General features: G+C 66.7%; 2 protein-coding genes and 2 pseudogenes. 2 read left to right on the top strand and 2 right to left on the bottom strand.

Features of this window, described 5'->3' with window-relative positions:
• The coding region (locus ABZ671_RS19885) for a WD40 repeat domain-containing protein (protein WP_357859859.1) at nt 1-1,183 on the top strand (1,183 nt) is incomplete at its 5' end.
• An 89-nt stretch (nt 1,184-1,272) separates the two neighbouring features.
• On the opposite strand, the pseudogene ABZ671_RS19880 reads toward ABZ671_RS19885, so the two are convergent.
• Nucleotides 1,273-1,563: pseudogene (locus tag ABZ671_RS19880) on the bottom strand (transposase); the annotation flags it as partial.
• A gap of 449 nt (nt 1,564-2,012) precedes the next feature.
• Between ABZ671_RS19880 and ABZ671_RS19875 the strand changes: the two are divergent.
• Nucleotides 2,013-3,064, top strand: a pseudogene (locus ABZ671_RS19875) (transposase); the annotation flags it as partial.
• A gap of 267 nt (nt 3,065-3,331) precedes the next feature.
• Here ABZ671_RS19875 and ABZ671_RS19870 read toward each other — a convergent pair.
• Nucleotides 3,332-4,420 carry a glycoside hydrolase family 11 protein gene (locus ABZ671_RS19870; RefSeq protein ID WP_357859857.1) on the bottom strand — a complete coding sequence of 363 codons (1,089 nt, stop codon included), beginning with the start codon at nt 4,418-4,420 and terminating at the stop codon, nt 3,332-3,334.
• Between the last annotated feature and the right edge of the window lie 1,007 nt (nt 4,421-5,427).

The following is a 5,427-nucleotide window of genomic DNA, read 5'->3' as shown; positions in this document are numbered from 1 at the left end:
GGACGGCAAGACCATCGCCACCGCCAGCAGCGACAAGACGGCGCGGACGTGGAACGCCGCCACAGGCCAGCCGATCGCCACCCTCACCGGCCACACCAACAACGTGCAGACGGTGGTGTTCAGCCCGGACGGCAAGACCATCGCCACCGCCAGCAGGGACAAAACGGCGCGGACATGGGACGCCGCCACAGGCCAGCCGATCGCCACCCTCACCGGCCACACCAACAACGTGCAGACGGTGGTGTTCAGCCCGGACGGCAAGACCATCGCCACCGCCAGCAGCGACAAGACGGCGCGGACATGGGACGCCGCCACAGGCCAGCCGATCGCCACCCTAACCGGCCACACCGACCCCGTGTGGTCGGTGGTGTTCAGCCCGGACGGCAAGACCATCGCCACCGCCAGCAGCGACAAGACGGCGCGGACGTGGAACGCCGCCACAGGCCAGCCGATCGCCACCCTCACCGGCCACACCGACCCCGTGTGGTCGGTGGTGTTCAGCCCGGACGGCAAGACCATCGCCACCGCCAGCGACGACGGGACGGCGCGGACGTGGAGCGCCGCCACAGGCCAGCCGATCGCCACCCTCACCGGCCACACCAACGATGTGCGGTCGGCGGTGTTCAGCCCGGACGGCAAGACCATCGCCACCGCCAGCAGCGACGACAAGACGGCGCGGACATGGGACGCCGCCACAGGCCAGCCGATCGCCACCCTCACCGGCCACACCGACACCGTGTGGTCGGTGGTGTTCAGCCCGGACGGCAAGACCATCGCCACCGCCAGCAGCGACAAGACGGCGCGGACGTGGAACGCCGCCACAGGCCAGATGATCGCCACCCTCACCGGCCACACCGACACCGTGTGGTCGGTGGTGTTCAGCCCGGACGGCAAGACCATCGCCACCGCCAGCAGCGACGGGACGGTGCGGACGTGGGACGCCGCCACGGGCTGGCCGATCGCCAACCTCACCGGCCGTGTGGATGAGGTGGCGTTCAGCCCAGACGGCAAGACCATCGCCACCGCCAGCAGCGACGGCTCCGACAACGGGACGGTGCGGATCTGGGACGCACCATCGTTCATGGTTCTGCAAAGCCGACTATGCCAACACTTGACTCGGCCCGTAACCGTCAGCGAGTGGTCTCTCTACGCCCAGGATCTCGACTTCATGCCAGTCTGTTAGCGACGAACCCTCCACCCACAGCGCACAGCAACGAAGATCAACTCTCTGGCGGCTGGTGTCGGCCTACAACGTCCGCCACACAGCCAGTTCACTCGGGCCAGGGCGGTCAGGTCAACGTTGAGCTGGGCGAAGATGCCTTCGTCGCGCCAGGCAGCGTAGTAGTAGTACACGGTGGTGTGTGGCGGAAAGTCATGGGGCAGGTACTTCCAGGCGATCCCGGTCCGGTTGACGTAGAAAATGGCGTTGAGCACCTCTCGGACGTCGGTGCGGGCCGGCTCGCCGGTGGGCCGCCGGTCGAGGCGGGCCTGCTGCCAAGCGAGCAGGGTCGGCCCGATCAGAGCCCAACGGGCGTCGGAGATGTCGCTGGTAGACCTCCCCAGTCTCCGGGTCGATCGCGATGACGTAGTCGCCCACTTCGACACTGCCGATGGACTGGTAGCTGCCGTCGGCCATCAGCACGGGTGTGTCGGGGGTGAAGGAGTTGCATTTGCTGAAGGCTCGGGCGATCTTTTGGCCTGCGGAGGCGAGTCTGCCGCCCTTGCTGGAGGCGCGGATGGCGGTGAGGGCGAGGCGGGCTCCCTTGACGGCTGCGCCGGCGCCGACGACGGCGGCTGCGGCTCCGGCTGCGGCTGCGGCCCAGGCGGCTTCTTTCCAGTTGCCGGTGGCGGCGTAGGAGACGGCGGAGACGACGCCGGCGATGGTGCCGATGGGGCCGGGGATCATGGAGGCGTAGGAGGCGACCTTGGCGACCTTGGACAGGCCCTTCTTGTGGTTGAGCTTGGAGGTGGTGTTGGTCCAGGTGCTGTCGACGAGGGTTTCGGTGGTGAAGGCCCGGAACCGGTACGCGGGGTCGAGGGTTGCCAACTGCCAGATCGCCGTCAGCGTCCACGCGGCGACCGCGCCGCCTCGGCCGTGCTGAATTGGCGACTGTTCGTGCCCGAGTCATGGGACGACACCTGCGTCCCCGGCCCGGACGGCAAGCCCGCGAACCCGCACGCCCACAGGTTGCGCCAGCAACCGGTCACCCTCGACCAGGCCGGGGCGAAGAAACCACACAGCCATGTGCAGCTACCGCGTGAAGAGCAGATCGACCAGATCCGCCGGCGACGCACCGCATCGAAAGTCCCCGACACCGAGCGGTACCGGCCGAAGTGAATGATGGCCCTGGAAATGCTTGACGAGTTGGCCGAATGGGGGCTGCGTCCGCCGCTGCTGACCGCCGACGCCGGCTACGGGCAGGTCGCCGAGTTCCGCCAGGGCCTAACCGAACGTGGCATCCCCTACATCGTGGCGACCACCTCGTCCACCACCGCCCAACCAGGCGACGCCCAACCGGTCGAGCGCCCTTACGCCGGCGTCGGCAGGCACCCCACCCCGAAATACCCGCAACCCGCCCGCAGCCTCAAGGACATCGCTCTGGCCCAGGGCCCGCACACGACACAACGGGTACGCTGGCGCGACCGGCTCCCCACCGCCGATCGTGCCCCCGGCCAGCCCACCCGGGAACTAGCCGGGCACTTCCTCGCCCTCCGGGTCCGACCCGCAGGCCGCGCCATCCAACCTGGACCAGACTGTGGTGACGACGGGGTCCTCCCCGAATGCGGGCTGCTCGTGCAATGGCCCCCCAGCCAGGACGAACCCACCGACTACTGGCTGTCCGACCTACCCGCCGACACACCACTTGCCGAACTGGTCCGCCTAGCCAAGAGCCGCTGGCGCATCGAGCACGACTACCGCGAACTCAAGACCGCCCTCGGACTCGACCACTTCGAAGGCCGCTCCTGGATCGGCTGGCACCGCCACGTCACCCTCACCGCAGCCGCCCAACTGTTCCTCACCCAACTACGGCTCGCAGACCCAAAAGCAACAGGGCAGACCTGAGCCTCTACGCCGTCCTCCGCGAACTGCAATACCTGGCTCGGATTCTGCCCTCTCTGCCACCAACTGCCACCAACTTAACAAAGCACTACTAACACGTCAGGAAGAACGGCAGCTCGGTCACCGGCACCACGTCCTGACCGGAGCCCTCCATCCGGGGCACCCCACCGGATGGCCCCGCACGGAGGCTGGGGTGCCGACCATCGTCGGCACCCCAGCCGCACCTGCCTTCGGGTCAGAGCTGTCAGTGACTGGCCCCGTGGCGCCGGGTCAGTTCCGGAGGCTCCACTGCTGGTTTGCCCCACCCCAGCAGCCGTACAGCTGGATCGGTGTCCCGTTACCGGTGCCGCCGGCGTCGAGGCACAAACCTGACTGCGCGCTGGTGATGGTGCCGTTGTTGACGTTCCACTGCTGGTTCGCGCCGCCGTGGCAGTCCCAGATGATCACCGCGGTGCCGTTGCTGGTGCCTCCACCTGAGGCGTCCAAACACTTGCCGTTCACCGTCAGCTGCCTGCTCGAGGTTTGGGTGAACCGCTGGTTCGAGCCACCCCAGCAGTCGTACAACTGGAGCCGGGTGCCGTTGGTGGTGCTCGCGTTCGGGACGTCGAGACACCGGCCGGACTGCTGACCCACGATCATCTGGCCGGTACCGGTACCGGGCGGTGGGGTGGTGCTGCCGGGCGGGTTGGAGGTGCCTTCCCAGACGGTGATGTCAGAGCTTCCCTGGCTCTGGTAGCCCTCGGTGGCCATGACCTGGTAGGCCCAGCTGCTGCCGAGGTTCATGCCGGCACGGGCCCAGGCGTCGAAGTGGTTGGCGGTGGTGATGGTGCCACCGGTGCGCTTCGACTCGCGGACGCTCCAGTACTGGTAGAACGTGGCGGTGCCGTCGATCGACGGGGCGTTGACCCGCTGGCTGCGGTAGATGCCGTAGGTGCCGCCGTCGGTGGTGACGGAGCCCATCCGGGTGGCGCCGCTGGCCGGGTTGTAGCTGCCGAAGTTTTCCAGGATGTAGTACTCGATGAGCGGGTTCCGCGTCCACCCGTACAGGGCGAGGTAGGTGTTGTTGTTGCCCGGGTTGTAGGTGCCCGAGTAGTTAACCGTCCGTCGGCTACCGGTGGCCCAACCCTTGCCGCCGACCCAGTTGTTGGTGCTCCTGCTCCAAGAGCTGGAGTAGCGGCCGTTCTCTCGCAGTACCATGCAGGCGTCGCCACTGTCTTTCCAGAACGAGAAATAGAACCCGTTGTGCGTGCCGGTGGTGCTCGAGCAAACTTGCCGGTCGGCTTCGGCGTACGCGTTGGTGGCCGCCATCACCGTGCCGGCGACAGCCACCACTACGGCGCAGGCGGCGCCGATGAGCATTCTGAGGCGGCTGCCTCTGCGACTCTTCCCTTGGACGGGGGCCTCGTGCATGTTCGTGCTTCCTCCTCGTGAGGGCTGACGGAAGGACGTGACAGCGTGATACGACCCGGTAGGACTGTCGGTGGCCGTGGTGTCGGGCCACCGTACGTGGGCCGTACCACGCGGTGGTGGGGGCCAGTCGTCATGCGTTCGACGACCGAAGTTGCCGGGCCGCGGTGGTGATCCGGAACGATAGTGAACTCTGTCGATCTCGTCAGTATCGATCCCACTTCGTCGCACTGTCAACAACTCCCGGAAACACTTCGGAAATCATGCCTCGGGTGGGTTGGACCGGCGGGAGGTTTATCCCAGGTTGAAGCGGCGTGGATCGGTCCTGTTGGCCAGGCGTCGACAAAGCCCGGCGGTAAGGTGGGCGACGCATGACTTGGTGATTCCGAAAGTTTCGGACTGCTTTCAGGTCTGCCGTGCCGCGCCGTCGCGGTGCGGCGACCGTCCGGCCGGTGATCTGCTGTCGGGCCATGCCGCTGGGTGACCAGCGGTGTCAGCCGGCGCCAAGGACGACCGACAGTTACAGATCGCCCATCGATCACCAATTGTCTACCATGGACATAAGAGAGGCTCCGATATCGCGAAAAACGCTAGGTCAGAGCCTTGATCAATTGTGAGCCGCCAGGGATGGGACTCGATCAGCGAGGACGACCGCGAGGACACGATCCGCTACATCGACTACATCGTGCGTCACCGCCACGACTGACCTGCGATGCCCACGCGATCGCAGCCGACTTCTTCGAAGCCTCCACGCTGAACGGCGCCTCTCCTCAATGAATACGAACATGCCGCCTAAGCTGCACGGATAGGTTTTCGGCACCCTTTGTGGGAGTGTGGATCTAACGGTGTTTCCGGCCTGACCCGCCGGGCGTTGTGCCTGGTGAGGAGGGTGCCGTGATGACCGCGACACTGAACGACGTGACCGGACGGAAGAAGCGGCCTGAGCCGTCGGCGGAGGA

This window comes from Micromonospora sp. NPDC006766, from assembly GCF_040636055.1.
GTDB lineage: Bacteria > Actinomycetota > Actinomycetes > Mycobacteriales > Micromonosporaceae > Micromonospora.
The sequence above is the reverse complement of the archived record's forward strand: the minus strand, read 5'-3'. Positions and strand labels throughout refer to the sequence as shown.